Annotated in this window: 24 protein-coding genes; 16 read left to right on the plus strand and 8 right to left on the minus strand. The window is 63.8% G+C overall.

Annotation, left to right across the window (positions count from 1 at the left end; genetic code table 11):
* Positions 1 to 2: 2 nt before the first annotated feature.
* The 7 genes from BHMPCIPO_RS20920 to curA all read left to right on the plus strand — a co-directional run bounded on the left by BHMPCIPO_RS20920 (position 3) and on the right by curA (position 6876).
* Positions 3 to 224 carry a hypothetical protein gene (locus BHMPCIPO_RS20920; RefSeq protein WP_173518752.1) on the plus strand — a complete coding sequence of 74 codons (222 nt, stop codon included), beginning with the start codon at positions 3 to 5 and terminating at the stop codon, positions 222 to 224.
* 72 nt (positions 225 to 296) lie between these two features.
* Positions 297 to 1484, plus strand: coding sequence for a YcaO-like family protein (locus BHMPCIPO_RS20925; protein WP_173518753.1), 1188 nt, complete (start codon positions 297 to 299; stop codon positions 1482 to 1484).
* Entirely contained in the window at positions 1481 to 2206 is a 726-nt protein-coding gene (locus BHMPCIPO_RS20930; protein WP_173518754.1) for a TfuA-like protein, read from the plus strand. The genes BHMPCIPO_RS20925 and BHMPCIPO_RS20930 overlap by 4 nt, the downstream gene beginning before the upstream one ends.
* Before the next feature lie 65 nt (positions 2207 to 2271).
* Positions 2272 to 2562: a hypothetical protein gene (locus BHMPCIPO_RS20935; protein WP_246304493.1), complete on the plus strand. Its 291-nt coding sequence runs from the start codon at positions 2272 to 2274 to the stop codon at positions 2560 to 2562.
* 600 nt (positions 2563 to 3162) lie between these two features.
* Positions 3163 to 4209, plus strand: coding sequence for an isopenicillin N synthase family dioxygenase (locus BHMPCIPO_RS20940; RefSeq protein WP_173518755.1), 1047 nt, complete (start codon positions 3163 to 3165; stop codon positions 4207 to 4209).
* A gap of 27 nt (positions 4210 to 4236) precedes the next feature.
* Positions 4237 to 5598, plus strand: coding sequence for an O-acetylhomoserine aminocarboxypropyltransferase/cysteine synthase family protein (locus BHMPCIPO_RS20945; RefSeq protein WP_173518756.1), 1362 nt, complete (start codon positions 4237 to 4239; stop codon positions 5596 to 5598).
* A gap of 252 nt (positions 5599 to 5850) precedes the next feature.
* Positions 5851 to 6876: an NADPH-dependent curcumin/dihydrocurcumin reductase gene (gene curA / locus BHMPCIPO_RS20950; protein WP_173518757.1), complete on the plus strand. Its 1026-nt coding sequence runs from the start codon at positions 5851 to 5853 to the stop codon at positions 6874 to 6876.
* A 20-nt stretch (positions 6877 to 6896) separates the two neighbouring features.
* Here the strand turns inward: curA and BHMPCIPO_RS20955 are convergent, their stop codons facing one another.
* The 4 genes from BHMPCIPO_RS20955 to BHMPCIPO_RS20970 all read right to left on the minus strand — a co-directional run bounded on the left by BHMPCIPO_RS20955 (position 6897) and on the right by BHMPCIPO_RS20970 (position 11658).
* A complete protein-coding gene (locus BHMPCIPO_RS20955) occupies positions 6897 to 8666 on the minus strand; it encodes a hypothetical protein (protein WP_173518758.1) in 1770 nt (589 codons plus the stop codon).
* A gap of 219 nt (positions 8667 to 8885) precedes the next feature.
* Positions 8886 to 9161: a hypothetical protein gene (locus BHMPCIPO_RS20960; protein WP_173518759.1), complete on the minus strand. Its 276-nt coding sequence runs from the start codon at positions 9159 to 9161 to the stop codon at positions 8886 to 8888.
* Between the two features lie 453 nt (positions 9162 to 9614).
* Entirely contained in the window at positions 9615 to 10661 is a 1047-nt protein-coding gene (locus BHMPCIPO_RS20965) for an HAD family hydrolase (protein ID WP_246304495.1), read from the minus strand.
* A gap of 43 nt (positions 10662 to 10704) precedes the next feature.
* A complete protein-coding gene (locus BHMPCIPO_RS20970) occupies positions 10705 to 11658 on the minus strand; it encodes a formylglycine-generating enzyme family protein (protein ID WP_376741713.1) in 954 nt (317 codons plus the stop codon).
* A gap of 275 nt (positions 11659 to 11933) precedes the next feature.
* Between BHMPCIPO_RS20970 and BHMPCIPO_RS20975 the strand changes: the two genes are divergently transcribed.
* From BHMPCIPO_RS20975 to BHMPCIPO_RS21010, 8 genes are all read left to right on the plus strand, one after another.
* Positions 11934 to 12905, plus strand: coding sequence for an AAA family ATPase (locus BHMPCIPO_RS20975; RefSeq protein ID WP_173518761.1), 972 nt, complete (start codon positions 11934 to 11936; stop codon positions 12903 to 12905).
* A gap of 16 nt (positions 12906 to 12921) precedes the next feature.
* Positions 12922 to 13917 (plus strand): DUF58 domain-containing protein, encoded by a 996-nt coding sequence (locus BHMPCIPO_RS20980; RefSeq protein WP_173518762.1) that lies wholly within the window; start codon positions 12922 to 12924, stop codon positions 13915 to 13917.
* A gap of 71 nt (positions 13918 to 13988) precedes the next feature.
* Positions 13989 to 14447, plus strand: coding sequence for a DUF4381 domain-containing protein (locus BHMPCIPO_RS20985; protein WP_246304496.1), 459 nt, complete (start codon positions 13989 to 13991; stop codon positions 14445 to 14447).
* Complete coding sequence (locus tag BHMPCIPO_RS20990; protein ID WP_173518764.1) at positions 14434 to 15438, plus strand: vWA domain-containing protein; 1005 nt, start codon at positions 14434 to 14436, stop codon at positions 15436 to 15438. Before BHMPCIPO_RS20985 ends, BHMPCIPO_RS20990 begins: the two co-directional genes overlap by 14 nt.
* A complete protein-coding gene (locus BHMPCIPO_RS20995) occupies positions 15435 to 17006 on the plus strand; it encodes a vWA domain-containing protein (protein ID WP_173518765.1) in 1572 nt (523 codons plus the stop codon). Before BHMPCIPO_RS20990 ends, BHMPCIPO_RS20995 begins: the two co-directional genes overlap by 4 nt.
* Positions 17003 to 18367, plus strand: coding sequence for a BatD family protein (locus tag BHMPCIPO_RS21000; RefSeq protein WP_173518766.1), 1365 nt, complete (start codon positions 17003 to 17005; stop codon positions 18365 to 18367). Before BHMPCIPO_RS20995 ends, BHMPCIPO_RS21000 begins: the two co-directional genes overlap by 4 nt.
* A gap of 346 nt (positions 18368 to 18713) precedes the next feature.
* On the plus strand, positions 18714 to 19250 hold the full coding sequence (locus tag BHMPCIPO_RS21005) for an L-2-amino-thiazoline-4-carboxylic acid hydrolase (RefSeq protein WP_173518767.1): 537 nt from the start codon (positions 18714 to 18716) through the stop codon (positions 19248 to 19250).
* Complete coding sequence (locus BHMPCIPO_RS21010) at positions 19247 to 20500, plus strand: Zn-dependent hydrolase (RefSeq protein ID WP_173518768.1); 1254 nt, start codon at positions 19247 to 19249, stop codon at positions 20498 to 20500. Before BHMPCIPO_RS21005 ends, BHMPCIPO_RS21010 begins: the two co-directional genes overlap by 4 nt.
* 151 nt (positions 20501 to 20651) lie before the next feature.
* Here the strand turns inward: BHMPCIPO_RS21010 and BHMPCIPO_RS21015 are convergent, their stop codons facing one another.
* From BHMPCIPO_RS21015 to BHMPCIPO_RS21030, 4 genes are all read right to left on the minus strand, one after another.
* Positions 20652 to 21293, minus strand: a complete 642-nt coding sequence (locus BHMPCIPO_RS21015; protein ID WP_173518769.1) for a hydrolase — start codon at positions 21291 to 21293, stop codon at positions 20652 to 20654.
* Positions 21290 to 21637 carry a pirin-like C-terminal cupin domain-containing protein gene (locus tag BHMPCIPO_RS33860; RefSeq protein ID WP_173518770.1) on the minus strand — a complete coding sequence of 116 codons (348 nt, stop codon included), beginning with the start codon at positions 21635 to 21637 and terminating at the stop codon, positions 21290 to 21292. The genes BHMPCIPO_RS21015 and BHMPCIPO_RS33860 overlap by 4 nt, the downstream gene beginning before the upstream one ends.
* Complete coding sequence (locus tag BHMPCIPO_RS21025) at positions 21579 to 21839, minus strand: pirin family protein (RefSeq protein WP_173518216.1); 261 nt, start codon at positions 21837 to 21839, stop codon at positions 21579 to 21581. Before BHMPCIPO_RS21025 ends, BHMPCIPO_RS33860 begins: the two co-directional genes overlap by 59 nt.
* Before the next feature lie 205 nt (positions 21840 to 22044).
* Positions 22045 to 23274: an ROK family transcriptional regulator gene (locus tag BHMPCIPO_RS21030; protein ID WP_173518771.1), complete on the minus strand. Its 1230-nt coding sequence runs from the start codon at positions 23272 to 23274 to the stop codon at positions 22045 to 22047.
* Between the two features lie 231 nt (positions 23275 to 23505).
* Here BHMPCIPO_RS21030 and BHMPCIPO_RS21035 point away from each other — a divergent pair, with 231 nt between their 5' ends.
* Complete coding sequence (locus BHMPCIPO_RS21035) at positions 23506 to 24744, plus strand: extracellular solute-binding protein (RefSeq protein ID WP_173518772.1); 1239 nt, start codon at positions 23506 to 23508, stop codon at positions 24742 to 24744.
* The last annotated feature ends 7 nt before the right edge of the window (positions 24745 to 24751 follow it).

Consider the following 24751-nt stretch of genomic DNA (forward strand, 5'->3'; position numbering starts at 1 on the left):
AAATGGCGAAAGTGGTGGTAATTGGCGTGGCGGGTGACGATCGGCTCTGGATGGCCGATCTGGATGCGGGAACGGTGACACAGATTCCGGCGCCGACACAGGGGCCTTTGGCAGCGGCCAATGACCTGCGCGTCAACGGTGGCGCAACGGTACACAAGGGCGTCAACCTCGCCGTCCTGGCGGCCTCGTCCGACTCGGTATCCGGCGGGTTCATGGACGGCTGACGCCGACAGGTGGCGCAAGTCAGCGGAATTGACCGGGCGTCGGACGATTGTTTCAGCCGTTCGACGCCCGGCGTGCTTTCATACAGCGATCGCGCCTGCCCACCGGAAGAGACCCTCCGGCGCATCGAACCGCTTTTGCCGAAATTCGGCGTCAGCAGGCTTGCGCGCCTGACCGGGCTCGACAAGGTCGGAATTCCCGTCTGGAGCGCCATTTCTCCGAACGCGCGGTCGATCGTCATCAATCAGGGCAAGGGCGTCACCGACGATGACGCCAAGGTTTCGGCCGCCATGGAGGCGCTCGAACGCGCCGTTGCCTGCGCTCCATCGGTGCCGGCCAGCATGGCGACCCGACAGGCATTATGTGAAAGCGGCGATCGGGCGTTGACGCTTCCGGGATTGATCGCCAGCGGCCAGCCGGATCTCGGCGACGATGAGACGATCGCCTGGCTTCGCGGCTTCGATCTCTCAGACGGAGCCACCACCTGGGTGCCGCTTCAGGCGACCACGCTCGACCGGACCATCGAAGGCTGTCGATACTGGCAATCCTCGGATGGCCTCGCCTCCGGCAACACCCGGACGGAAGCCATTCTGCACGGACTGCTTGAGCGGATCGAGCGCGACGCCGAAACGCTTTGGCGCCTGTTGCCGCTCGGCGCCAAGCTCGGAAGTTGCATCGATCCTGCGTCGTTCGAGGATCCGATCCTCGACGCGATGCTTCGTCAAATCATGGCCTGCGGCCTGCAATTGCGCCTCTTCGACGTGACCAGTGACGTCGCTATCCCCTGCTACGCAGCAACCCTTGCAGATGCCGGCATCTCGAGTGCACGGCAAGCCCGGTACCATGACGTGACGATCGGACATGGAGCTCACCCGGTAGCGCGCAGAGCCGCCATCCGCGCCGTGACCGAGGCAGCCCAGTCGCGCCTCACCTATATCAGCGGCGCCCGCGACGACGTTTTTCCCGAAACCTTTACCCACCCCCTCTCTCGCGAGACGCAGCGCCTGTTCGAGGCGGCCCCGCAAAGGAAAGCCCCGATGCCGACAAACGCAGCAGGTGCACCGCAGGGACTGCTGCGCTTCGCAATGCAACGGCTCGAGGAGGCGCGTATCCGCTCGGCTGTGGTCGTACCGCTCGTCGAAGAAGGAGACATGCCGTTCTCCGTCGTCAAGGTTCTCGTTCCGGACCTCGAGAACCCCGACGGGTTGCGCAAGCGCCGTTTCGGCGAACGGGCGCTGGCGCGCGCGCTGGAGGTCGGATGAAGATCGCCTTTGTCGGGCCGAGCCTGCCGGACGCGCACCGCCTGGCAGCCGCCGCCATCACCGTCCTGCCGCCCGCCGCTCAGGGCGACATTCTGCGCGCGACCGAACGTGGCGCGACGGCCATCGGCCTGATCGATGGCAATTTCGAACACGTCGCCCCGGTTTGGCACAAGGAGATTCTGTATGCGCTGACGCAAGGCGTTCAGGTATTCGGCGCCGCCAGCATGGGGGCGCTTCGCGCTGCCGAATGCGCTCCCTTCGGCATGGTGGGCATCGGTGAGATCTGCCGACAGTATGTTGAAGGCAGGCGTGTGGACGATGCCGATGTCGCCCTGATCCATGGCCCGGCCGAACTCGGATACCTGCCGCTGACCTTGCCACTCGTCAACGTCGACATGACCCTTGGACGCCTACGGGAGCGTCAGTTGCTTCCGGCGGATGAGGTGGCGGCGCTCGGCGCCGCGGCAGCCGCCGTCTTCTACAAGGATCGCACCTGGACGACGATCGTCGAGCGCGCGGCACTTCCTGCCGGCACCAACCGCACCCGCCGCGCTGAGCTGCTTGCCGCAGAATTCATCGACCAGAAACGCATTGATGCGCTGCATTTGCTAGACGCACTGCACAACGCGCCCGACCAACGGACGGTTGTGGCGCGAGATTGGGAATTCAATTCTACCAGCATGTGGAAGAGGTTGTTCGGTCAACCTGACGCTTCATCTTAAGCGCGCGGTTTTCCCATACAACGTGTGTCACGCTCATGTCACGCGCACTGCGGCGCAGTCACGCTATGATTGACCACGCTGAACTGGATCTATCGATCCATAGGGAGCTGGGGAAAATGATGCTATCTTCATTTGCTGTACCGGTGGAACCGGAAGACAAGGAAAAGGAGCTGCTGGCATTGGCTCGCCTTGTCACCTATGCGCGAGATTCCGCCAAGACCCTCAATGTCGAAGGTGTGCAATATTGCCTCGAGCTGGCGCTCGCATCGCTGCTCAAGGAGGCTGGGGAATACGGTGACAAGAGGGCGCATCTCACCAACGAGCTGATGACGCGACCAAGCCTCGGTCGCTGCTGAGGCCGGCGAGTTCTGGGCGTTCAGCGTCCAGAATTGTGCAAACGTGAAAGATCATCCGCCGTTGCCGGGAACGATGGAATGATCTGAAAACCAAATCGCTAAAAAGCCCTGTCTGCAGACGTGCACGACAGGGCTTTTCATTTGCCGCCTGCGATTTCATCTCCGACGATGCGTCGTCGTGCGGCCTGCGGGGCACCGCAGTTTCGTCTTCCGCCGATCTGCCGCCGGCACCTGTCATCAAACATTTGAAGCTCAGTGCGAGATAGCGCTCGCCGGAGGCAAATGCAGGGGCTGGACGGATTTTTCCTGGAAGGTCGCCCCGTCCGAATGTTTGCTTCGCTGATCGCCGACAATTTAGTCCAGATTTTCCATAGATTTTATTGAATAAAGAGCATTACCGGGTAGGCTTGAACTGCCAGACACAAACGGGGATGCCATGAGCCAACTCCACTTCACGACCGGTGACTTGTCGCAGCGCAATCTCTTGCGACCAACCGCGGCTGCCGGACTCCCCCTTCCCACCTGCCCCTTCGGTGCAGCCGCCGCCCGCTCCGCTCAATGCGCGGGGTTTCGCCGGCCAGCGGCACGGGCCACGCAACAATGGAGACCAGCTTGAGCCAGACCAACCCAACCCTGCCTGTCCTCGACCTTTCGCGCTTTGCGGCGGGCCACCCCGAGCGGGCAACGGCGCTCGACGAATTGCGCAGCGTTGCCCGCTCGGTGGGCTTCTTCTACCTCGAAGGACACGGCATTCCGCAAGACGAGATCGACGGCATCCTCTCGCTTTCGCGGCGCTTCTTCGCACTGCCTGAGGATGACAAGCTGGCGATCGAAATGCGCAAGTCGCCGCACTTCCGCGGCTATAACCGCGCCGGCCTCGAATATACCCGCGGCACCCAGGACTGGCGCGAGCAGGTCGATTTCGGCCCCGAGCGTCAAAGCCTTGAGGTCACGGCACAGGACGCGCCGTGGAAGCGGCTGGTCGGCCCCAATCAGTTCCCCGATGCATTGCCCGAGTTGAAGCCGGCAGTCCTCGGCTATATCGAAGCCGTCACCGGGCTCGGCATTCGTCTGATCGAGATCTTCTCCGAGGCGCTCGGCCAGAAGCCCGATGTCTTCGGGCCGATCTATCGCGACGGCCCCAACCAGCTTCTGAAGATCATCCGCTACCCCGGCCGCGACAAGACCGAGAGCGACCAGGGGGTGGGTGCCCACAAGGACGGCGGCTTCGTCACCATCCTGCTGCAGGACGTGGTCGGCGGCTTGCAGGTCGATGATGGCAAGGGCGGCTGGATCGACGCGCCGCCGAAGCGCGGCACATTCGTCATCAATGTCGGCGAACTGCTCGAACTGGCGTCGAACGGCTACCTGCTCGCCAACATCCACCGGGTGGTCACGCCGCCGGCGGGCGGCGACCGGCTTTCCGTCGCCTTTTTCCTCGGCGCCAACCTCGCCTCGACCATTCCGGTGCTCGACCTGCCGCCGGAGCTGGCGGCGCAAGTCCGCGGCGTGACCCAGGATCCGCAGAACCCGCTCTTCCACGAGGTGGGCCGCAATGTGCTCAAATCCCGGCTGCGCTCGCATCCGGATGTCGCGGCCGCGCACCACGCCGACCTCCTGGAGCAGAAGGCCGCCGTACCCGCCTGATCAACCTGAGAACCGAGGAGAAATGGCATGACGATCCATCAAAGGCCGGAAGAACCCGCAATCGAGATCAAGGCACCGACCGGGCTGCGGGAGACCGGCGGGCGACTGCATCCGGAAACCCTGGCGCTCCACGGAGGCAGCTACCGTTTCGACTCGGCAAGCGGCGCCGTCGCCGTACCGATCTACCAGACGACCTCCTATCAGTTGCCCGGCACGGATGGGGCCGACAAGCTCTTTGCGCTCGAGGCCCCGGGGCATCTCTACACCCGTGTCTCGAACCCGACCCAGGACGCCTTCGAGCAGCGCCTGGCGGAAATCGAAGGCGGCGCCGCAGCACTGTCGCTCGGCTCCGGCCAGGCGGCATCAGCTTTCGCATTGCTGAACCTTGCACGCGCCGGTGACAACATCGTCAGCGCCGCCGGCCTCTATGGCGGCACCTGGGCGCTCTTTGCCGCAACGCTGAAGAGCTTCGGCATAGAAGTGCGCTTCGTCGATGCCGCCGATCCCGAGGCCTTTGCCCGGGCAACGGACGACAGGACGCGCGCCTACTACGCCGAGGCCCTGCCAAACCCGAAGCTCGAAGTCTTCCCGATCGGCGAAGTGGCCGAAGTCGGCCAGCGCTTCGGCATTCCGCTGATCGTCGACAACACCGCGGCGCCGCTGACCATCCGCCCGTTCGACCACGGCGCGGCCGTCGTCGTCTATTCGACGACCAAATATATCGGCGGTCACGGCACCTCGATCGGCGGCGCGATCATCGACAGCGGCCGCTTCCCCTGGCATGAGCATGAGGCGCGGCATCCGAACCTGCACGAGCCGGACCCGAGCTATCAGGGCAAGACCTGGCTCGAAAAGGCCGCCGCGATCGCCTTCCATCCCTATATCCTGCGCGCCCGGGCGGTACTGCTGCGCGACCTCGGCGCCGCCATTAGTCCGTTGAACGCCTTCCAGTTCATCCAGGGGCTGGAGACGCTGCCGCTCAGAATCCGCCAGCACAACGAGAATGCGATCAAGGTCGCCGAGTTCCTCCTCACCCATCCGAAGGTCGGGCGCGTGATCTTCCCGAAACTCCAGGAAGGCGAAGTGAAGGCCCGCGCCGAGAAATATCTCCAAAACGGGCACTATGGGGCTCTGGTCGGCTTCGAGCTGAAGGGCGGACGCGAGGCCGGACGCCGCTTCATCGACGGACTGAAACTGCTCTACCATGTCGCCAATATCGGTGATGCGCGTTCACTTGCCATCCATCCGGCAACGACGACGCACTCGCAGCTTTCGGAGGAGGACCAGCTGAAGACCGGCGTAACGCCGGGTTACGTCCGGCTGTCGATCGGCATCGAACATGCCGACGACATCATCGCCGATATCCGCCAGGCGATCGACGCGGCCTGACGACACGTTTCCGTGCCATCCTCCGCAGCCCGGGCCCTTGCGGTCGGGCTGCGGAGGTTTCTTTTGGCGGGCGAGAAATGCCCGATAGGCCGACGATCGCTTTCGTGCCACAACTGCCCGCCGGTCGCGGCGTCCGTGAAACGCTACCCGAACGCCCCCAACAGCGCCGAGCGTCAGACGCACGAAGGCTTTTCTGCATGTCTTCGTCCTTAAATCGAGGTCGATTCAAGGGGACATGCAATAGGAGAGATGATGAGCACGAATACCCAGATCCTGCTTGCCGCCCGGCCATCGGGCCGGCCGACGCCAAGCGATTTCCGCATCGTCGAAGCGGCAATCCCCGAGCCGGCCGAAAGCGAGGTCCTGCTGAAGATCCTCTACCTCTCGCTCGATCCCTACATGCGTGGCCGCATGAACGCCGGCAAATCCTACGCCAAACCCGTGGAGATCGGCGCGGTCATGGAAGGCGGCACCGTTGCCCGCGTCGTACGCTCACGTCACCCGGACTTCACCGACGGCGACTTCGTGCTCTCCCACTCCGGCTGGCAGAGCTATGCGCTCTCGCGCGGTGCGGACCTGCGCAAGCTCGATCCGTCCGCGGCACCCCTGTCGACCGCGCTTGGCATTCTCGGCATGCCCGGCTTCACCGCCTATGCGGGACTGCTGACGATCGGCCAGCCGAAACCGGGCGAGACGGTCGTCGTGGCTGCGGCAAGTGGCGCCGTCGGCTCGGCGGTCGGCCAGATCGCACGCATCAAGGGAGCGCGCGCGGTCGGTATAGCGGGCGGAGCGGACAAGTGCGCTTTCGTTCGCGACACGCTCGGCTTCGATGCGGTGATCGATCACCGCGCTCCCGATTTCGCCGAGCAGCTTGCCACCGCGTGCCCCAACGGCATCGACGTCTATTTCGAGAATGTCGGCGGCCATGTCTGGGACGCGGTCTTTCCGCTGCTGAACGACTTTGCCCGCGTCCCCGTCTGCGGCTTGATCGCGCACTACAATCAGACCGGTGGTCCGCAAGCGGGCGGCGACAGGCTGCCGGGCGTCATGCGTGAAGTTCTGAGCAGGAGCCTGCTGATCAGGGGCTTCATCCAGCGTGAATTCGCCGGTCAGCGACCAGCCTTCTACCAGGAGATGGCAGACTGGATTGCGCGCGGCGAGGTTCGCTACAAAGAGGACATCGTCGATGGCATCGAGAACGCTCCCAATGCCTTCATCGGGCTGCTCGAAGGCCGCAACTTCGGCAAGCTGATCGTGCGGGTGGCCGCCGAGAACTGAAAGCCACGCCTCGCAAGTGATCAGTGCAGGCCGGCGAGACGGACGCCGGCCTTGCCAAGACCATCGTCGAGAAGCGCGATCAACTCGGGCGCATAACCGCGCGCGGTGAGTTCGCTTTCAATCGACCGCGTCGAGCCAACCTTGTGCCAGCGTAAGCCGTCAAGGGCGCTGGTGGCCTCTCTCGTTCGGCCGAGTTGACCTGCCGCTGCGATCCGCAGGAGGTTGACGGCGGTGTCGGCGGGATTGGCGAGTTGGCGCGCACGTCTCAGCGCTTCGCGGTATTTGCCGTTCCGATAGTCTTCGAGCGCCAGTGTGAGCGCCGCGTCGCGATGCAGATACTCGCAGCCCACCTCCGCCACCCGCGCGAGGCTCACGCCCTCCGAATATTGCCCACTGACAAAGAGCAGCAGGCCGAGCCGGGCGGCTATGACGTCATCGAGCGGATTGAGCGCAGCGGCACGGCGACCGGACAAGAACGCGGCCTCTGTGTCGCCGGTGACGAATCGCGCCTGCATCTGCGCGATGTAGCTCTGGCTCGATTGCGGTGCAAGAGCCACGGCCTTGTCCGCGAGCTTCACCGCCCGTGCCGCCACCGTCGGCGAGGCGCTCGCCTCGCCGGTCGCCACCAGCACCATGGCGAGGCTCGCGAGCACGTCGGGATCCGCCGCCTGGTAGGTCATCGATTGCTCCAGGCAGGCATGTGCCGAAGCCAAGCCTTCCGGGTCGAGCCGGGCCACCGCGACGTCGGCAAGCAGCACGCAACCGTAGCCGATCGACGGCGTCACGAGCTGCCGCGCCGCCTCCAGGCTGACGATGACGCCTTCCTCGCCGGCGAGCGAGCGGGCGAGCCGAGCCAACAGTTTTTCCTGAACTGCTTGTGCATCACCGTTGTCTATATCGGCTTTCGCGGTACCCGCTCTCAGCGCCTCATTGCTTTGCGCATCGACAACCTGCCACGAGACCTGATGCTCCTTGACGTCGGCACTGTACGCGACCGAGAGCCGGTATTCCTTGCTCCCCTGCAGCTTCACCTGCGGTGCTGACGCGACCCAGCCGGTAACCGATGCGACATCGACGCCCGGCGCCGGCGCCCGCGCCAAAGTGCGGACAGTGGAGAACTGGGACAAGGCGTGGATCAGGTAGTCGCCTGCCTTCCTCTGCTCTTCGCCACCGGTTCCGCTGCCCGCTGGAGCGTCGATGACGATCGTGGGCTTGGCGGAAAGCACCGGTTGCCATGGAAGGCGTTCAGCGACGGAGAGATAGAAGGTTCCAGCCATGGCTGCGAGTCCTGCGGCAGCGGCCGCAATCACGCCGAGCGGACGACGCGACCGTCGAACAGGGGCCGAAGCGACGTCGGCCGGTTCTTGCTGCTCGTTCCCCGATTCAGTGGGATCCGCTGCGATTTCCGAAGGGCCCTGCGCCAAGCCGCTCATCACGAAATGCGGGACGTAGTTTCCCTTTGGGAGCTCAATGCGAAGCCTCTCCTTTTCGCCGACGGTCTCATAATATTGTGTCAGCGCCGCGCGCAGCCGCGAGGCTTCGACACGCACGATCGGATCGGTTGCCGGATCGAAGGAGGCCGGTCGGCCGAAAACGTCGATCGCGATAGTATAGGCTTTGACCTGCCCCGAGCGGCCAGCGAAGAACTCGTCGACCAGGTAGCGCAGGAGCTTCCGGTGGCGTTCAGTCGCGTGAAATTGGCTATCCGCAAGAATACGATCAAGTGCAGCACGTGCGTCACATTCATCAACGGCACAATGAGCTGCTAGACCCGTATTTCTGGCTTCCATAATACGCTCCCAACTGCCCACAACCCCAAAGAGAGTGCAAACGCGAGACGAACTCTAGACGAGAGCCGCGATGACGAAAAGAAGAATATTGCGCCATCACAAAGCATTTTTGCGAAGGAAACGAGCTATTTCAGAGCGGGATAAGAACCGCCAAAATATCCCACGAAGTTTATACTGGATTTACATGAAATCTATGAATCCAAGGAGGCTATTTGCTAATCACACCGGACTAGGTTCGCGGCCTGAATCGATGATACAGATAGAAATTACCTCTTCTTCAATCTCGCGACAGATCAATTCATACTCCGAGATCATGGAATGATCCAGCGGATCGAGCCTGCGTTGCCGGTCGAGCATGGAACTTGCTTCTTCGTAGGCCTCGCAGAGGTTGGAAAGAGACACGTTCTTGGCGATCAGGAGCTGCAGTTGGCCGCGCAGCGCCGGGAGCTTCAGCATGAGCTTCAAAAATCCGCGCTGTAGGGCCGCGTTGGGCATTGTTTGTTACCCGCCTGATCGACAGTCGATGACCTTGTCGCCAGCCCGACATGCTGGCGCGCCATTTCTCAGGACCATTTTCCCGGCACCGAGACGACACATCGGTCTGCCGACGCCCTCAACCAAGGCTGGCGACGGGAGCAGCCCTCTCCCTCGAAGGTCAGCGTGACGACAGCCGCTCCGTTTCGGAAGTACGTAACAGTAACATTGCCCCGATAGTCTTGACGCCGACGCGGTGAGCGTCCGAATTCGTCCCTCGATACGGCGAGCCTTACCCCTCGCGGGCCCCGGCATCGCCAAGGCTATCCCTGTCGACGACAGATCGGTTTGGACGCCTTTCTCGAACCATAGGTCACCGTTGCCGGAGCGCGGCCGAGAGGGCTGGAACCCACCGGCTGTCGTAGGCGGGTCGATTGACCCCGGGGCGCCACCGCCCAGGGGGCTGACTGCTCCCTACTTCTCGAAAGCATAGATCTTGCGCCAGTCCTCTTTCATGTCGACCAGCAGCCAGTTTCTCTGTTCGGCTTCCGTCAGCGCCTTGTCCAGCTTGCCGACGGGCGATTGCCGATCATAGGCCCATTCGCGCTCTCCATCCGTATGGTGCACGATCAGGCCGAAGCGTGGGCCTGCGCCGGCCGTCGCCCAGCGCAGCATTTCGTAGTCGCCGTCGGAATTGCCGGCAGCAAAGATCGGCCGTCGGCCGATGAACGTGTTGATGCCGACGGGCTTGCCCGGGCCATCGTCGATGAAGTCGATCTTGGGTTCGCGCGTCAGCACCGGCGTATCGCCATCGAGTGCATATTTCGTCACGATGCTGCTGCCGATGACCTGTTCGGGCGGGATGCCATACATCCGTTCGGTCATCGGCCGCATGAACTCGATGCCGCCGCCGGAGACGATATAGGTCTTGAAGCCATTGGCCCTTAGATAATCGAGCAGCTCACGCATCGGCAGATAGGTGATCTCGTTATAGGGACGGTTGAAACGCGGGTGCCTGGCCGTCGCGAACCAATCCTTGACCGTCTTGGTAAACGCATCCGTCGTCATGCCGGCATGGGTCTCCATCAAGAGTTCGACGAGGCCTTTCTCGCCGGCGGCGGCGACACCCGCCATGTCGCCCTTCAGCAGCGATGCGAACGGCTCCTTGTCCTTCCATTCCGGATGCTCCGGCGCCATGACCTTGACGCGGTCTGCGGCGAACAGGCCCTGGAAATAGCTCGGCTGCTCGGTCCAGAGCGTGCCGTCATTGTCGAAGACGGCGATACGTTCCTCCGGCGCCACGAAGTCGGCGCCGTTCTCGCTGGTCACCCGCGTGACGAAATCGACGATGGCCGTCTTCGCCTCACCATCGTTCCAGGACGGAAGATTGTCGGCGGGCGCATCGGCCGCGACGACGGCAGCCGGCGCGGCCAAGGCGGTCGAAAGCAGAAACAGGAGAGCGGCGAACCGCGAGCGGCACCGGCTTGGCCTGGCATTGGATCGCATCGCAATTGCCGTCATACCGCATCCTCCTTGCAGGAACGATTTGAATCCTCTGGAAAGGTTAGGGCCGCCGAATGCAGCGAAAACCGATATGGGTGGTCGCCGCGTTTTCCTCATGCGCATGGCGCGCCGCCGGCCGGTAGCGGCGGCAATAATTGGGTGCGCAGAGATGCGAGCCACCTTTCACCACCCGGCGGGCGATGTGGATCGTCGGTTGTCTCGGATCGAAACTCGCTTCCCTGTCGCCGCCGCGCGGATTGGAAGGGATACAGCAGCTCTTTTGCGCCGGCGCCGGGTGGTGGGTCGACCAGAAATCGCTCGACCATTCCCAGACATTGCCAATCATGTCGTAGAGGCCGTAGCCGTTCGGCGGGAAGCTTGCGACCGGCGAGGTCCGCTCGAAGCCATCGGGCCTGAGATTTTCCGTCGGGAACATGCCGTGCCAGGTGTTCGCCATGAAGCGACCCTCCGGTACCAGGTCGTCGCCCCAGGCAAATTCAGCGCCCTCGAGCCCGCCCTTTGCGGCGAACTCCCATTCCGCCTCCGTCGGCAAATCCTTGCCCGCCCATTCCGCATAGGCCTTGGCATCGAGATAAGAGACCTGGACGACCGGATGATCGAGCTTGCCGCGGATATTGCTCTGCCGCCCATAGGGCCGCCGCCAATCGGCGCCGAACTTGAAGTTCCACCATTGCGACGGACTGCTGCCGGAAATCCTCTTCGGCGGATCGAAGATCACCGACCCGGCACGCATCATCTCCGGCAGGGCGCCCGGATAATCCTTGGGATCCGGCGCCTTTTCCGCCTCGGTCACGTAGCCCGTCGCCTCGACGAAGGCGGCAAACTGGCGGTTGGTCACCGGCGCCACGTCGATCCAGAATCCGTCGACCTTAACCGGATGCGCCGGCGCCTCCTCCGGATAGTGCTTGTCCGAGCCCATGACGAAGGTGCCGCCTTCGATCCAGATCGGCTCACGCGCACTGATCGCCGCCGGCGTTTCGTTGAGAAGCAGTATTTTCTGCGACACGGGCATGCGGTTCCATATCCCCGGAGCGGCGGTTTCGATCACCAAGTCGCTACAAGCTAACGCCATTTCCCTTCGACCCAAAGTACGTAACCGTTACGACGGCAAGCAAAACCTCGCGCGCCACGGTCGAAATCGGGCAAATGCGCTTCCTGCCTAGTCTTTGTTACTGTTACATCCTTTCCAATTGGCCTGATTTAACAATAAGCTCTGCCGAAATTTCATGATGACTGATGCTGCCGGAAAGGCAGAGGGAGCAGGAATTCATGGGTGCACGCGACGACATCGAGCAACTCGGCAAACGCATCGGCGAAGCGATCGTCGGCCAGCAAGGCATGATCGAGCGGTTGCTGCTGGGCTTGCTCAGCAACGGCCACTTGCTCGTCGAGGGCCTGCCGGGGCTCGCCAAGACGCGCGCCATCAAGAGCATGGCGAAGAACCTCGACGCGGAGCTTTCGCGCATCCAGTTCACGCCCGACCTTCTGCCCGCCGACATCACTGGGTCGGAGATCTACTTTTCCGATGGCGGCAAAGGCGAGTTTCGCTTTCAGGAAGGCCCGATCTTCGCCAATCTCATCCTCGCCGACGAGGTGAACCGTGCGCCGGCGAAGGTGCAATCGGCGCTGCTCGAAGCGATGGAGGAGCGCCAGGTCACCATCGGTGGCAAGCGTCACGCCCTGCCGGACCTGTTCCTGGTGATGGCGACCCAGAACCCGATCGAGCAGGAAGGTACCTATCCCCTGCCCGAAGCACAGCTCGACCGCTTCCTCATGCATGTCCAGGTGGATTACCCGAACGCTGCGTCGGAAGCCGAAATCATGCGGCTCGTGCGGTCCGAGGAAATCCACACGAAACCCAACAATCACGCGACGGAAAAACTCGCCCAGGATGCGGTGTTTACCGCGCGCCAGGAGATATCGGCGATCACCGTTTCCGAAGCGATCGAGAACTACATCGTCGCGCTCGTCATGGCGACCCGCTACCCCGACAAGGTCGACAAGGATCTCGCCAAATGGGTCCAGGTCGGCGTCAGCCCGCGCGGCGTCATCGGCCTCGACAAGGTTTCGCGGGCGCACGCCTGGCTGAACGGCCGCGACTTCGTGACGCCCGACGACGTGCAGGCAACCGTACATGACGTCTTTCGCCACCGGCTGGTGCTCTCCTACGAGGCGCATGCCGGCGGCACCACCGCCAACCAGGTGATCGACCGTATCGTCGAACTCGTCGCGGTCGCCTGAGGATGGAGGTCTGCCGATGGCCATATCCCTGCCGGCTCTCGCCCGTTCCCGCGGCATCGTAAAGCCCCGCCAGGTCGATACGACCGGCGTCTATACGTCGGTCGACACGCTCGTCGGCCTTGAAGCGATGGCCCGCGACCTGACTTTCCTGCGCAAGGCGCCGGTGCGGCGCCTGCTTGCCGGACGTCATGAATCGCGCATGCGCGGCCGCGGGCTCTCCTTCGAAGAACTGCGCAACTATCTCCCCGGCGATGACATCCGTGCCATCGACTGGCGGGTGACGGCCCGCACCGGCAAGCCGGTCGTCCGTGTCTATGACGAGGAGAAGGACCGGCCGGCGCTGATCCTCGTCGACCAACGCATCAACATGTTCTTCGGCAGCCGCCGCGCGATGAAGTCGGTCGCGGCTGCCGAAGTCGCCGCGCTCTCGGCCTGGCGCGTGCTGGCGCTCGGCGATCGTGTCGGCGGCGTCGTCTTCGGCGACGAAGAGGTTACCGAGGTGCGCCCCTATCGCAGCCGGGAAGCGGTGATCCGCCTGGCCGACAGCATCGTGCGCTACAACATGGCGCTGAAGGCGGGTTCGCAGGCGCCGCATGGCGAGGAACAGCTCGACGTGGTTCTCTCCACGGTCGCCAACATTGCGCGGCACGATCACCTGATCATCGTCATCAGTGATTTCGACGGCTACAGCCTCGAGACCCGCGACATGCTCCTGAAGCTCTCGGCCCACAATGATGTGATCTCCGTTCTCATCTACGATCCGTTCCTGCTCGAGCTGCCCCGCAAGGGCGATATCGTCTTCAGCGGCGGGCTGCTTCAGGCCGAAGTGCAATTCGGCCACGGCAATGTTCGCGAGGCCATCGACGGCTTCGCCAGAAAGCGCGGGCGGGCGCTGCGCGCCTGGCAGGAGGAACTCGGCTTGCCGATGTTGCCGATTTCGGCGGCCGAGGAAGTGGCGCCGCAACTGCGCACCATGCTCGGCCAACTCGCCAGCCGGCAGCGGAGGCGATAGCGATGGCGACGGCCGCCCCTGCGAAAGATCCGTTGCTCGAGGCAAGCCTTCGAGGTCTCGCGGACATCGCCATGCCTCAGCCCGTCTCGATGATGCCGCAGACCGTGGCCTGGGCGGTGCTCGGCTGCGTCGTGCTCCTGCTGATCGCCTTCGCCTGCTGGCGCTGGTACCGGCGCTGGGAGACCAATCGCTACCGCCGCGAAGCGCTCGCTGACCTCAAGGAAATCGAAGGACGGCTGACCGCCCCCACCACCCGCGGCGAAGCGCTCGTCGCCCTGCCCGTCCTCCTGAAGCGCACCGCCTTGGTACTCTGGCCGCGCGAAACGATAGCCGGGCTCCACGGCACGGGCTGGACGGGTTTCCTCGATGCCCATTCCGGCGGCCCCGTGTTTCCGATCGCCTCGGCGCGCTTTTTCGAAGAGGCCGAATATCGCGGCAGCGCGGCGCTTTGCGCGGTTCCGGAGCCGGAAGCGCGGACCTATGCCGCTGCGGCACGTCACTGGATCGAGGCGCACCATGTACGTGCTTGACCATGCCTGGGTTCTGATCCTCCTGCCGCTGCCCTTCCTCGTCTGGTGGATGCTTCCGCCGTACCGCGAGCAGTCGGCCGCCGTCAGAATACCTTTCTTCAAGGACATTACCGCCGCTGCAAATCTCGGTCCGACCGAAGGTTCGGTCGTTCCGAGAACCAATCTCGGCCAGAAGGTGATTGCGCCGATCTGCTGGACCCTGATCGTGCTGGCGCTCGCGCGGCCGCAATATGTCGAGCCGCCGATCGAGAAGACCGAGCCCCAGCGCGACCTGATGCTGGCGATCGATCTTTCGCAGTCAATGGACACGCGGGACTTTCGCGCTCCCTCCGGCGAACTGCAGACCCGGGCAGAGGCGGTTCACAAGGTGGTCGCCGGCTTCATCGACCGCCGGCCGAACGATCGCCTCGGCCTGATCGCCTTCGGCGATGCGCCCTATCCGCTGGTGCCGTTCACGCTCGACCACGAGACCGTCAAGCTGATCCTGTCCGACAGCCTGCCCGGCATGGCCGGCCCGCGCACCGCCGTCGGCGACGCGATCGGCCTCGCGATCAAGATGTTCGACGCCAGTACCGCGCCGGACAAGGTGATGATCCTCCTGACCGACGGCAACGACACCGCCAGCAAGATGCCGCCCGACAAGGCCGCCAGCATCACCGCCGACAGGCAAGTGGTGATCCACACCGTCGGCATCGGTGACCCCAATGCGGAAGGCGAACAGAAGCTCGATACGGCAACCCTCCAGGGCATCGCCGAGACGACGAAGGGCCGCTATTTCTTCGGCCAGGACCAGGCAAGCCTGCAGAACATCTACGAACTGCTCGACCAGCTGACGCCGGCCAATCAGAAGACGCTATCCTGGCGGCCGCGCATCGAACTGTTCCACTACCCGCTTGGCGCAGCCCTTCTGATCGTCCTCGCTTACCACACCATCATGTGGCTCCTCTCTTCGCTTACCGAGCGCCGCCGACGGCAGGAGGCAGCGCCATGATCTCGGATTTCCACTTCCTGAGGCCGTTCTGGCTGCTGGCGCTGGTCGCCGCCCCTCTGCTCGTCTACCTCGTCAGCCGGCGCGGTGATGTCCGCTCGCAATGGCAGGGCATGATCGCGCCGCATCTGCTCGACCACCTTCTGGTCGAAAAAGGCGGCAAGCGGCGCTTCCAGCCCGTGCACGTCACGGCGGCGTTGATCGTCGTTGCGGCCATCGCCGTCGCCGGTCCGACCTGGCAGCGCGAGCGCCCGCCCTTCGTCGAGGACACCGCGCCGCTGGCGATCGCCATCGACCTCAACCCGACCATGAACGCGACCGACATCTCCCCGACGCGGCTCGAACGCGCCAAGCTCAAGGTCCTGGATATTCTCAGCCTCAGAAAGGGTTCGCGCACCGCGCTCTTCGCCTATGCCGGCTCCGCCCATATGGTGCTGCCGCTGAGCGATGATGCAGCGCTGGTCAAAACCTATCTCGCCGCCCTCTCACCTCAGATCATGCCGGTCGACGGCAAGGATACGGCAAAGGCCCTGCAGGAAGTCGAGAAGGCTCTGGCCTATGAAACGGTGCCCGGCACGATCCTGTTCATGACCGACGGGGTCGAGCGCGCCGCTTTCCAGGCGTTCAGCCGGTATCAGGGGCGCAATGCCCTGATGGTGCTCGGTATCGGTACGGCCGAAGGTGGCCCGGTGAAGACCGCCGACGGCGGGTTCCTGACCGACGCGACCGGCAGTCATGTTCGCTCCAAGCTCGATGTCGACGCCCTCAAGGCGCTGCAGTCCGCGTCCAAGGCCGAGGTCGCGACCGTGACGCCTGACGATGCCGACGTGCGCTGGATCGTCCGGCGCATCCAGACCAACTTCGCCGCAAAGACCGCGGAGGGGCTGACGCGCTGGCACGATGCCGGCTGGTGGCTGACGATCCCGATCGCCGTCTTCGGCCTGTTCTGGTTCCGGCGCGGCTGGACCGTGCGCTGGGCAGTCTACCTGTTCGCCGTCGCCCTGTTCATGGGCAACGAACGGGCGCAGGCCGCCGATAACCGATTCCTCGATCTCTGGCTGACGCCGGACCAGCAGGGCCGTCGCGCCTTCGAGCAAGGCGACTTCCCGGGCGCGACCGAAAAGTTCGCCAATCCCGACTGGCGCGGGGCGGCGCTCTATCGTGCCGGGCGTTTCCAGGATGCGATCGACGCCTTCGCCGAGACCGATACGGCCGAAAGCTACTACAACCAGGGCAACGCTCTCATGCACCTCGGCAAGGCGGAAGAGGCGATCGCTGCCTATAAGCAGGCATTGAAACGCCGCCCCGACTGGCCCGACGCGAAACAGAACCTGGCGGCTGCCGAAAATTTCAAGGTCGCCAAGGACAAGCAGGAACAGGACGAGCAACAGGAACAGGCGGGCATCGACCCCGATCAGGTGCAGTTTGACGACAAGGGCAAGAAGGGCACGGACGCGACGATCCAGGGTGAGCCGCAGACGGCCGACATGTGGATGCGCAACATCCAGGTCTCGCCCGCTGCGCTGCTCGCACGCAAATTTGCGATCGAGGCGAAGGAGGCGACACCGTGAGCGCCTCGTCCAATTTGCCTCGGCTGCTCGTCTGGCTCGTTGGCCTGTCGTTCTGGCTTGTGGGCAACGCACTTGCCGCGAACCCCTTCGCGCGCGCCACGCTCGCAACCGAGGGGACGATCTATGCCGGGCAGCAGATAGAGATCGACGTCGACGTCTTCGTGCCGAACTATTTCCTGGCGCCGCCGCAGTTCCCCTTGTTCGACCTTCCGGGTGCGGTGGTCACCATGCCCGACGACCGCGGCATGAACCTCAACGAGACTGTTGATGGTGAGGCCTTCTCCGGCATCCGCAAGACCTTTGTGATCACGCCTCAGGCAGCGGGCAACTATGCCCTGCCGACGATCGTGATCCCCTTCGGCTATGCCGCCCTGCCCGGCCAGACGACACAAGGCAGGGTGGCGGTACCACGGCTCAAATTTACCGTTGCTGCGGTTCCCGGAGGGGCGGCCGGTACGCCCGGTGTCACCGCCGGGAAAATAACGATCACGCAGACATTCGACCGGGACGCCGCCGGCCTGCATGCGGGCGACGCACTGGTGCGCACAGTCACCACCCGCGCGACCGGCCTGGCGCCGATGATGATCCCCGAGCCGACCTTCGAAGCGCCCGAGGGCGTCAAGATTTATCGGCACGATCCGGTGCTCTCGGAGGAGCGCACGCCGCGCGGCGATATTGCCGCCGGACTGCGCAAGGACGCCGCAACCTATGTCTTTGCCGCGCCGGGAACCTTCTCGCTGGCGGCGATTACACTGGAATGGTTCAGCCCCGCGACCGGGAAGACCGAAACGGCTGAGGTCGACGGGGCGAAGGTGGTGGTCGGTGCAGCGCCGGCAACGGAAATTGCCCTTGCGCCGCCCCCGCCGCCACCCGTCGAGGCACCAATCGACTGGCTGTGGTGGGCCGCTGCCGCGGCCGCCGTCCTCGCTTTTGCCTTACTGGTCCAGCTTGCCGCCAATCTGGCCGGCCGGCTGGAAACCTGGATCGGCGCGGCGCTCTTGCGCAAAGCGCACTCAGAGGAGACGGCCTTCCGACACGTTCTCGATGCCTGCCGCGACCATGACAGGACACGGCTGGAATCGGCGCTCGATAAATGGTCGCGCAAGACCGGCAACGTGCCGCTTGCGAAATGGGTGGATCGGTTTGCCGATCCGAAGACGCAAAGCGCCTTCGCTCGCCATCGGCAGAGCCGCTACGGCATCGCGCAATCAGGACACGAGCGCTCCGATTTCACCCGTCTGCGAAGCGGACTGAAGTCGGCCCGGCGACGTTGGCTGGAAGAGTTCTCCGACGACGAAGCGGCTGATGAATTGCCCGAGCTCAACCCGCTGTTCGACAGCACCTTGCGCAAGAGCCGCTGAAGCCCCATGCGGCGCCCCCGTTACACGCGTCCGCGCGCCTTCGTAACCGTTGCGTACTTACCCGCTGGCGCCTTCCCGCGGAGATTACGTCGGTAAATTCGAACCTTGCCTGCAGTCCAAGAGCCGATCGCATAAATCTGTGTTTCGCCGGTCACGAACGGACATCACGCGACTCCTACTCGTTCGGCGCCGGTGGCGGCGAGATTGATTCCGGCATAAGCGCAAATCCGCGCAAAATATTTGCACCATATCAGTCGCTTCCGGCACAGAATTGCAACACAAAGGCATCACCGCCGTAGTATCCTCCCCCCGTTGTTCTGCCCTGTGGCAGACAGGGAGGCATTCCATGGAAAAGACGGACAAAGAAAACACCGAAACCACGTCGCGGGCGGCGATGGACGGCGAAATCGGTATTCTCGCACGCCGCCGGATCGAGGCCGGCATCATCGCGCCGATCTACGAGGCGATGCGTGAGGAAATCGGCGAGGCGCGCGCGCAGGCAATCCTCGACAAGGCGATCACAAAGGCCGCGATCGAAGCCGGCCGGACCTTTGCGGCAAAGACACCCGGCGGCACCAATCTGCGCACGTTCCAGGAGTTGCAGGACCTCTGGACCCAGGATGATGCACTGACGATCGAAGTCACGAAAGCGACGGACGAAGAGTTCCACTACAATGTGAAGCGCTGTCGCTACGCCGAGACCTATCGCGAGATGGGGCTCGGCCATATCGGGCACCTGCTTTCCTGCAACCGTGACGGCGTCTTCTGCACCGGCTACGACCCACGCATCACGCTTGAACGCACCCAGACGGTGATGCAGGGCGCAACCCATTGCGACTTCCGCTACCGGTTCGACAAGGACGCTCCGGAGCAGCCGAAATGAGCGCCGAAGCCTTGCGCACTCAGCCCAAGCGCATCAACACACCGGCAACAAACGGCGACAGGCTGTGGAACGACATCGTCACGACGGCCCGTTTCGGCGGCACCGACAAGGGCGGGGTCACCCGCCTGACGCTGACCGAGGAGGATCGCCAGGTCCGCGACTGGTTCGTCGGCGAGTGCCGGGCGCTCGGCTGCTCGGTCGAAGTCGACGGCATCGGCAACATCTTCGCGACCTATCCGGGCGAGGACATGGCGCTGCCGGCGATCGCCGTCGGCAGCCATCTCGATACCCAGCCGCAAGGCGGCCGGTTCGACGGCATCCTTGGCGTGCTGGCTGGGGTCGAGATCCTGCGCACCCTCAAGGAAACCTCCACGCGGCTCCGCCGTCCGCTGACGGTGGTCAACTGGACGAACGAGGAAGGCTCGCGCTTCTCGCCGGCGATGATGGGTTCGGGCGTCTTCGCCGACGCGCTTTCGCTTGATGCAGCCCATGCCCTCAGCGACCGCGAAGGCGTCACGGTGGGCGCGGCCCTCGATGCGATCGGCTATCGCGGAAGAGGAACGCTCGAAGCGACCGCCTTAGCCGCCTATGTCGAGCTCCATATCGAGCAGGGACCGCTGCTCGAAGCGTCCGCAACCGAGATCGGTGTCGTCACTGGCATCCAGGGCCTGCGCTGGTTTGATGTCGTCATCACCGGAACCGAGGCACATGCGGGCAGCACGCCGATGGCGCAGCGCGACGATGCGCTCGTTGCCGCCGCCGAAATCGTGCTTGCCGTGCGCGACATCGCCCGAGAGAATCCCCCCGGCGTCGGAACCGTCGGCTTCGTCGAGGTCGGCCCCAATTCGCGCAACGTCGTGCCGGGTTCCGTTCGACTCCAGATCGACATGCGCCATCCCTCCGAGGCTGGCCTCGACCGGATGGAAACCGCTTTGCAGGATGCCGTTCGCAAGGCGGGCGCTAACGCCGAGCTGAAGTGCGTCTGGTCGAAGGCGCCGGTCGTCTTCGATCCGTCGATCGTGGATGCCGTGCGCCACAGCGCAGACGCACTCAGCTATTCGGCCACGGACGTCATATCCGGCGCCGGGCATGATGCGGCGCATATCGCGACGATTACGCCGACCGCAATGATCTTTGTGCCCTCCAAGGACGGTCTTTCGCACAACGAGGCGGAATATACCGCGCCCGAAGAGTGCGCCCGCGGCGCGGAGGTTCTGTTCCAGACCATCCTGGAACTCGACCGGCGCTGATCGATAAAGCGAAGCACACAACGCCGTGGGTGTCTGTAGGTGTCGTGGTCTTGCTCCGCGTTGGAACGCAGGCACGCATTCGGGTTCGCCGAACACGAACGCTTCGGCGTTTGGATTGGGGCGCGGCGGTCAGCCGCGCCCGCGGTTTTCGTTATTCGGATTTGTCGTAAGAGAACTGGATGCCGGCGGTACCGCCGGTCTCGATGAAGAGATTCATGAAGGCGGTCGCCGTTTCCTTGCGCTGCCAGTCACGCTGCAGTTCGCAGAAGAGCTGTGGCACGCTGATCATCTGGCCGCCCGCCTGTTCGATCCGGCGCAATGCGGCCTCATGGGCGGCGACGGACGTGCCGCCGACCGCGTCGACCGGGACATAGACCTCGTAGCCAGCCTTCAGCGCGTCGAGCGCCGGAAATGTCAGGCATGCTTCGGTCCAGAGCGCTGTCATGATCAACTTCTTGCGTCCGGTCTTCTCCACGGCTTGCCGGAACTCGACGTCTTCCCAGGAATTGATCGAGGTGCGGTCGTAGGTCGGGACCTCCTTCAAGACCCGGTTGACTTGCGGGATCGGCGGCTTGTTCAGCCCGGTCTTCACGTTGACCGTCGAATGGACGATCGGCAGCCCGTAGACGACAGCGGCTTTGGCTGCGCCACAGATGTTGTTGATCAGCAGTTGCCGGTCCATCGAAGCGATCGAGTTCACCTGGACCGGTTGGTAGTCAATGATGATGAAGGTCGAATTGGCAGGGGTCAGCAGATGATCCTTTGAAGGATCACGAATTGCTTCACTGGTCATGGTCGTCTTCCTTCCTTCGAGTGCCCGAGATGATCGGCGGATCGTCCCCGCCGCAGGACCGCCCGAGCGTCGGTCCGGGACACGGGCGCCTGGCAGGCTAAGCCGACGCTAGGCGCTCGCGATCTTGCCAAGCGGCCGGACTGAAAGTCCGTCATCGCCTGCCTGATTTCCTGCTCGGTGTTCATGATGAAGGGGTCGTCCATGGCGACCGGTTCGTTGATCGGCTCGCCGCTAAGGACGAGCGCCGTCACATCCGAGCTGACGTCCAGTGTAACGCCGCCGCCGTCACGACCGAAGAGAACAAATTGCCTCCCCGAAGAGATAGCCGCGATTGACGAGGACATTGCCGCGCGGGACCGCCAGGCCAGCCGAATGGCCCTCCGGGAGATCGAGAGCCAGCGAAGCTTGCCGTTTCAGGCGCAGGTCCCAGCGATCGGGCGTGAAGTTGCGGGCGGATCCATGCGCTCCGGCATAACTCCCGGCAATCACCCGCAACGCTCCGGCGCCATCCGGCAGGCAGACCGTCGAAATGTCCCGATCGAGCAAAATTGGTCCGGCAGGACCTGAAGGATGGCACGCTGGTCGATGTGCTGCCGGACTGGGGGCCAAAGGCCGGCAGCATCCACGCCGCGTTCCCGTCGCGCCGGGCCTATTGCCTTCCGTTCGCGCGCTGCTCGACCTTCTCGCCTCCGAATTTGCGGACCTGGCGCGTCTGGACGAGCCGCGAACCTGATCGCCCGCAAACCCGTGGTCATAGGGCGGCGCTGACCCGGGTCTTGAGGATTGCTGAGAAGCGCGGATCGAAAGTGCGGCTGATCGGCTCTGCCGCGGCACCGATCGCCACCGCCCAGGGATCGGTGAAACCGATCTGCAATCGCGGGAGGCTGCGGTCGCGCCGGTCGGCGATCGAAGGCAGCAACGGCATCATCGCCTCGACGAGCAGACGCGCGAGCCCCGGTGGAAGCCCGCCGCACAGGATCACCGTCTGCGGATCGAAGATCGTTTCGAGCGCCTGCACGGCGGCGCGCAGTTCGAAGACGGCCGCGTCGAGCCAGCGCCGCACCCGCTCGTCCGAGCCGGCGGCAACCGCATCGATATGGGCGTATAGCTCGGGATCGGCGGGGTCGAGGTCGAGCAGCCTGCAGAGCGAAGCGATCGAGGCGCGGTGTTCGAGCGGCGTACGCTCGTCCAGCGACGCACCCCGCGGCAGGCTGAGGATCATGCCGATCTCGCCGGCATTGCCATTGGCGCCGCGGTAGAGCTCGCCGTTGAGGATCAGCCCGGCGCCAAGGCCATAGCCGAGATAGATGCAGATGGCATGGTCCACGCCGTGCGCTGCTCCAACCATGCGTTCGGCAGTCGCAGCCGCAGCGGCATCGTTCTGCAAGCCGACATCGAGTCCCGTGCCGGCCGCAAGCGTTTCGAGCAACGGAAAATTCTGCCAGGCTGCCATCATCCAGGTATCGTCGTCATCGGCTTCGATACCGAAGGGACCGGGCATTGCCGCCCCGAGGCCGACGAGCCGGTCTTCCGATTGCGGAGCGATCGCCGTGAGATCGCGGCGGGTCTTCTCGATCAGTTCCAGGATCGTCCGGACCCCGGTCGCCGGTCCCCCGGCGGGCAGGTTGGCCTCGCCGCGGGCAAGCACGCGGCCGACGAGATCGACCGCGATGGTCCGCGTCACATGCCGGTCGATCTGCAGTCCGATCGCAAAGGCACCCTCCGGCACCAAGCGATAGGGTGTCGAGGGTTGTCCGCGGCCGTTGCGCACCGCCTCAAGCGATTCGACCAGCCCGTCACGCTCCAGCTCCTCGATGATGTTGGAGACCGTCTGCTTCGTGAGCGCCGTCGCGCGGGCAAGCTCGGCCCGGGACAATTGACCGTTCAAGCGCAGAGCGTCGATCATCACACGCCGGTTGTGTGCGCTCGTTCCTTCCTGATTGGTGCCGCTCTTCGCCCGGATCAGGCGCATATCGTTCATCCAAAAACCCCTCTTGACACTGTTAGAATATTGAACAAAAAATAAGTCAAGACAATTGACTTAATAGGAGCCGAAATGAGCTCCGGGGGAACGAAGGCAGCGGCAAAGGCCGCTGCGGGCGCTCCGATGGATATGTCGACGGCCGCTCGGAAACGGACGGACTTCTCGCATACGGCGCACCATAGAGAGGCGTCGAAGGAAGCTGAAACGCTCAAGTTACTGGAGGTAATCATGTTGAAATCGATAAGAACCGCGCTGCTTTGCGCGACCCTCGCCGGCGTTTCCTTCGCCGGCCATGCGCATGCGGAAACGACGCTGAATGCGCTGTTCATGGCCCAGGCTGCCTATAGCGAAGCGGACGTACGCGCCATGACGGAGGGCTTCACCAAGGCCAATCCGGATGTGAAGGTGAACCTCGAATTCGTGCCCTATGAGGGGCTGCACGACAAGACCGTGCTGGCGCAGGGGTCTGGCGGCGGCTACGACGTCGTGCTCTTCGATGTGATCTGGCCGGCCGAATACGCCACCAACAAGGTGCTCGTCGACGTCACCGACCGCATCACCGACGAGATGAAATCCGGCGTGCTGCCCGGCGCGTGGACGACCGTCGAATATGACGGCAAGCGCTACGGCATGCCCTGGATCCTCGACACCAAATACCTGTTCTACAACAAGGAGATCCTGGAGAAGGCCGGCATCAAGGCGCCGCCGAAGACCTGGGACGAGCTTGCCGAACAGGCGAAGGTGATCAAGGACAAGGGCCTGCTCGCAACCCCGATCGCCTGGAGCTGGTCGCAGGCCGAAGCCGCGATCTGCGACTACACGACCCTCGTCAGCGCCTATGGCGGCAAGTTCATCGACGGCGGCAAGCCGGCCTTTACGTCGGGCGGCGGCCTCGACGCGCTCAACTACATGGTGACGAGCTATTCTTCGGGCCTCACCAATCCGAACTCCAAGGAATTCCTGGAGGAGGACGTGCGCAAGGTGTTCCAGAACGGCGAAGCCGCTTTCGCGCTGAACTGGACCTACATGTACAACCTTGCCAACGATCCGAAGGAAAGCAAGGTTGCCGGCAAGGTCGGCGTCGTGCCGGCGCCGGGTGTTGCCGGCAAGAGCGAGGTTTCCGCCGTCAACGGTTCGATGGGCCTCGGCATCACCTCGACCAGCAAGCACCCGGACGAGGCCTGGAAATACATCGTCCACATGACCTCGCAGCAGACGCAGAATGCCTATGCCAAGCTCAGCCTGCCGATCTGGGCCTCTTCCTACGAGGATGCGAGCGTCACCAAGGGTCAGGAAGAACTGATCGGTGCCGCCAAGCGCGGCCTGGCGGCCATGTATCCGCGCCCGACGACACCAAAGTACCAGGAACTTTCGACTGCCCTTCAGCAGGCGATCCAGGAAGCGCTGCTCGGCCAGGCTTCACCTGAGGACGCCTTGAAGACGGCGGCCGAAAACAGCGGCCTTTGAGCCGTCC

Origin of the sequence: Ensifer sesbaniae (assembly GCF_013283665.1) — a bacterium.
In the GTDB taxonomy this organism is placed as follows: domain Bacteria; phylum Pseudomonadota; class Alphaproteobacteria; order Rhizobiales; family Rhizobiaceae; genus Ensifer; species Ensifer sesbaniae.

Bases quoted from the DNA above. Each gene is read 5' to 3' on its own strand.
- BHMPCIPO_RS20920 (WP_173518752.1), top strand. From the start codon at position 3: ATGGCGAAAGTGGTGGTAATTGGCGTGGCGGGTGACGATCGGCTCTGG.
- BHMPCIPO_RS20930 (WP_173518754.1), top strand. From the start codon at position 1,481: ATGAAGATCGCCTTTGTCGGGCCGAGCCTGCCGGACGCGCACCGCCTG.
- BHMPCIPO_RS20935 (WP_246304493.1), top strand. From the start codon at position 2,272: ATGATTGACCACGCTGAACTGGATCTATCGATCCATAGGGAGCTGGGG.
- BHMPCIPO_RS20940 (WP_173518755.1), top strand. From the start codon at position 3,163: ATGGAGACCAGCTTGAGCCAGACCAACCCAACCCTGCCTGTCCTCGAC.
- BHMPCIPO_RS20945 (WP_173518756.1), top strand. From the start codon at position 4,237: ATGACGATCCATCAAAGGCCGGAAGAACCCGCAATCGAGATCAAGGCA.
- curA (WP_173518757.1), top strand. From the start codon at position 5,851: ATGAGCACGAATACCCAGATCCTGCTTGCCGCCCGGCCATCGGGCCGG.
- BHMPCIPO_RS20955 (WP_173518758.1), bottom strand. From the start codon at position 8,666: ATGGAAGCCAGAAATACGGGTCTAGCAGCTCATTGTGCCGTTGATGAA.
- BHMPCIPO_RS20960 (WP_173518759.1), bottom strand. From the start codon at position 9,161: ATGCCCAACGCGGCCCTACAGCGCGGATTTTTGAAGCTCATGCTGAAG.
- BHMPCIPO_RS20965 (WP_246304495.1), bottom strand. From the start codon at position 10,661: ATGACGGCAATTGCGATGCGATCCAATGCCAGGCCAAGCCGGTGCCGC.
- BHMPCIPO_RS20975 (WP_173518761.1), top strand. From the start codon at position 11,934: ATGGGTGCACGCGACGACATCGAGCAACTCGGCAAACGCATCGGCGAA.
- BHMPCIPO_RS20980 (WP_173518762.1), top strand. From the start codon at position 12,922: ATGGCCATATCCCTGCCGGCTCTCGCCCGTTCCCGCGGCATCGTAAAG.
- BHMPCIPO_RS20985 (WP_246304496.1), top strand. From the start codon at position 13,989: ATGCCTCAGCCCGTCTCGATGATGCCGCAGACCGTGGCCTGGGCGGTG.
- BHMPCIPO_RS20990 (WP_173518764.1), top strand. From the start codon at position 14,434: ATGTACGTGCTTGACCATGCCTGGGTTCTGATCCTCCTGCCGCTGCCC.
- BHMPCIPO_RS20995 (WP_173518765.1), top strand. From the start codon at position 15,435: ATGATCTCGGATTTCCACTTCCTGAGGCCGTTCTGGCTGCTGGCGCTG.
- BHMPCIPO_RS21005 (WP_173518767.1), top strand. From the start codon at position 18,714: ATGGAAAAGACGGACAAAGAAAACACCGAAACCACGTCGCGGGCGGCG.
- BHMPCIPO_RS21010 (WP_173518768.1), top strand. From the start codon at position 19,247: ATGAGCGCCGAAGCCTTGCGCACTCAGCCCAAGCGCATCAACACACCG.
- BHMPCIPO_RS21015 (WP_173518769.1), bottom strand. From the start codon at position 21,293: ATGACCAGTGAAGCAATTCGTGATCCTTCAAAGGATCATCTGCTGACC.
- BHMPCIPO_RS33860 (WP_173518770.1), bottom strand. From the start codon at position 21,637: ATGTCCTCGTCAATCGCGGCTATCTCTTCGGGGAGGCAATTTGTTCTC.
- BHMPCIPO_RS21030 (WP_173518771.1), bottom strand. From the start codon at position 23,274: ATGAACGATATGCGCCTGATCCGGGCGAAGAGCGGCACCAATCAGGAA.
- BHMPCIPO_RS21035 (WP_173518772.1), top strand. From the start codon at position 23,506: ATGTTGAAATCGATAAGAACCGCGCTGCTTTGCGCGACCCTCGCCGGC.